Source organism: Anaerolineae bacterium (assembly GCA_016931895.1).
Lineage (GTDB): Bacteria > Chloroflexota > Anaerolineae > 4572-78 > J111 > JAFGNV01.
In genome coordinates this window covers 1-3,127 of record JAFGDY010000129.1, presented here as the reverse complement: position 1 = coordinate 3,127, position 3,127 = coordinate 1, and the positions used below count along the sequence as shown (strand labels likewise).

At 55.0% G+C, this 3,127-nt stretch carries 3 protein-coding genes; 1 reads left to right on the top strand and 2 read right to left on the bottom strand.

Going from position 1 to position 3,127, the window contains the following annotated elements; genetic code table 11:
- Together JW953_09865 and JW953_09860 are read right to left on the bottom strand one after the other, a co-directional pair.
- On the bottom strand, nucleotides 1-153 hold a 153-nt coding region (locus tag JW953_09865; protein MBN1992997.1), incomplete at its 3' end, for a heterodisulfide reductase subunit B.
- Nucleotides 150-734, bottom strand: a complete 585-nt coding sequence (locus tag JW953_09860; GenBank protein ID MBN1992996.1) for a 4Fe-4S dicluster domain-containing protein — start codon at nucleotides 732-734, stop codon at nucleotides 150-152. The genes JW953_09865 and JW953_09860, both read right to left, overlap by 4 nt.
- A gap of 243 nt (nucleotides 735-977) precedes the next feature.
- On the opposite strand from JW953_09860, the gene JW953_09855 reads away from it, so the two are divergent.
- The coding region (locus JW953_09855; GenBank protein ID MBN1992995.1) for a hypothetical protein at nucleotides 978-3,127 on the top strand (2,150 nt) is incomplete at its 3' end.

Here is a 3,127-nt window from a genome sequence, read left to right as displayed (position 1 = left end):
CTCCAGCGAAAAATACTCGCTGGCGCCGCAGCAGTTCCAGTCGTCAAGCTCAACAAATTCAAGCCCCAGCGGCCCGGCTACCGCCATAGCCGAGTCGTGATAGGCGCGAGCATTACGTTCCAGCGAGCAGCCGGGATAGTAGCCGTATTTCATGATTCACCTCCCAGCTCTTTAGCTTTTTTCAAGATGGCCTTTAACTCCTTGAGGCCTTTAATGCGGGTGGGAATGAGGCCCATGCGGCCCTTGAAAAACATGCCCGGCCCCATGGTGGTTGCCATTTTGACCATCCCCAGGGGGTTATGGCGCAGGTAATAACGGGTGGCCAGGCCCACTTCAAAACTGCGTCCAAAGTTTTCCACAAAATCAATGAAATAGCCGGAGAAATCGGGCGCATCGGCGGCGCTGGACTCTTGATAGTAACCCTCTTGAATGGCCATCCGTTTGAGAGTATACATCAAATCGGTAATGTGTATCTGTTGGGGACAGCGGACCGTGCAGTAATAGCAGGATACGCAATACCAGGGGGTGTTACTGCTCAAAACTTGTTTTTTCATGCCCGCTTCGATCATGGCAAACAGCGCGCGGGGGGTGTGGTCCATATCAGGGCCTGACGGGCAGGAGCCGCCGCATGTGCCACATTGCAAACACAGCTTTAAACGAGAATCGCCCGGCGTGGCCGCCTCTACTTCAGCCAAAAAAGTAGGAGCGCGGGCCGGGGTAAAAGTTACCGTCATAACAACCTCCTTATAGAATTCACCGGTGAATATCTTTGATGCCGTACTTGTGATTATAACATTAACTCAAAAAGATTTTAGTGTGTAATGTCACGAATAAGGGCGACAAAAGTCACTTAGAAATTAGCGTGGTTGTTTTGCGGGTGAAGTTGGTTTATAATCAGAGATGATTTGCCGGCCCGGTATCGGCTGAGGCCAGATGTTGGTCCGCCGACTACTTAGGCAGGATGACTCTATCTAGCGATGGCCGTTTCACTTCTTTCCACCAAACTCTATATTCCTCCCGCGCGGGCAAACGCCGTGACGCGCCCCCACCTGACCGAAAAATTGCTGGCGGGGATTAATCGTCCGGGCAGTTTTACCTTGCTGTCTGGCCCGGCAGGATTTGGGAAAACGACCCTGCTGAGCGATTTTGTCGTCCGGCTCGGGTGGCCAGTCGCGTGGCTGTCGCTTGATGAAGGAGATAACGACCCGTTCCGGTTTTGGACGTATCTGATTACGGCCTGCCAGTTTATTGTGGGTAATGTAGGTGAAGCGGCGCTGGAATTGTTTAACACGCCTCAACCGCTGCCCGATGACACGGTTCCGATCATTCTGATTAATGATCTCGCCACCCAAGATCAATCAATGGTGCTGGTGCTGGATGATTACCACGAAATCCAAAACCCGGCCCTTCACGCCGGTTTCCTGTTTTTGCTGGATCATCTCCCGGAAAATTTGCACCTTGTGGTCTCCACCCGCATCGATCCCCCCTGGCCGCTGGCCCGTTTTCGTGCCCGGAACCAACTGAACGAAATCCGCGCCCAGGACTTGCGCTTCAGCCTTGCAGAGACGGCCGAATTTTTAAACCGCACAATGGATTTGGCCCTGTCTGCAGCCGATGTAGCCGCCCTGGCAGAACGCACCGAAGGGTGGGTGGCCGGTTTACAACTGGCCGCGCTCTCTATGCAAGGGCGCAGCGATGTTGCTACTTTTGTCAAAGCCTTTACCGGCAGTCACGTTTATGTGGCGGAATATCTGGTCGAGGAGGTCCTCCAGCGCCAGCCCGAGGACGTGCAGACGTTCCTGCTGCAAACCTCGATTCTAAGACGCATGAATGCAGGGCTATGCGAGGCTGTTACAGGTTGCCGGGATGGGCAGGCCCGCCTGACTGCTCTTCACCGGGCTAATATCTTTGTCATCCCTTTGGATGAAGCAGGCCGGTGGTTCCGCTACCATCACCTCTTCGCCGACCTGCTCCACGCCCGTCTCCGGCAGAGTCTACCGGCTGATGAGATCGCCTTGCTGCATATCCACGCCGCAGCCTGGTACGAACAAAATGGATTTACAACTGAGGCCGTGAACCAATTCCTGACCGCCCAGGATTTTGATAGCGCCGCTTTGCTGGTGGAACAGGCGGCTCGGACTATGATCTTCACCGGCCGGGTGAATATCTTGCGAGATTGGTTGGAGGCTCTCCCGGCGGGGTCTTTACGCCGTCATCCCCGCCTGGGCTTTTACCTGTTCTGGATCAATATGATGCAAGAAAGAGCGGACCTCTCTGACCGGGCCATCCAGGAGCAAGAAGATCGGCTCAAGATTCTACCTTCATCGCCTGAAAATGATCAGCTACGGGGGGAATTGATGGCCGTTGTCTGCCGGGCGATGGTTCTTTCGGGGCGCACGGCCAGAGGAATCCGGTTGGCCCAACAAGCCCTGACCTATCTCTCTGTTGAAAATTTGGCATTACGCGCCAGCGCCACTTCCGCCCTGGCCATCGCTTACGGGTTGGAGGGCCGGGTCGAAGAAGCTGAGTCGGCTTACCGGGCGTGTTTGCCCCAGGCCATTGCCGCCGGCGATTACCGGCTGGCCGCTCATACCACGATGACCAGGGCGCTCATTCAATGTCATTACGGGCGGTTGCACGAGGCAGCAAGGCTTTTCCAGACAATTATTGATCTGGGCCATCAAACCAACACGGCTGCCGCCGGTATTGCTAAAGCTGAGGGGAAATTCTTCCCGGCGGGTCAAGGTTATATCGGGCTGGCGCGGATCCACCTGGAATGGAATAATCTGAAAACGGCTGAAAACTACCTCAAGCAGGGGATGGAGCTTTGCCGCCGGGGCGGGCTGGACGGCATTTTCATCGGACGGATGTATATGTCTCGTCTGCGCCAGGCGCAAGGGGATTTTGAGGGAGCTTTGGCAGAAATCCAATTGGCGAAGCAGGTCTTTCAAAGAGTCGACGACTTTCAAATTGCAGCCCGGCAGATCCAAATCCGGCTGGCCAGGGGAGATACCGACGGGGCAGCGAATTGGGCGGCGCCATTGGTAAAGATACTCAGCAATAACAAGGCGACGCTTGAACCGCCCTTGTTGTTTGTTGAAACTATTCAGGCCATTGTCAGTCGGGT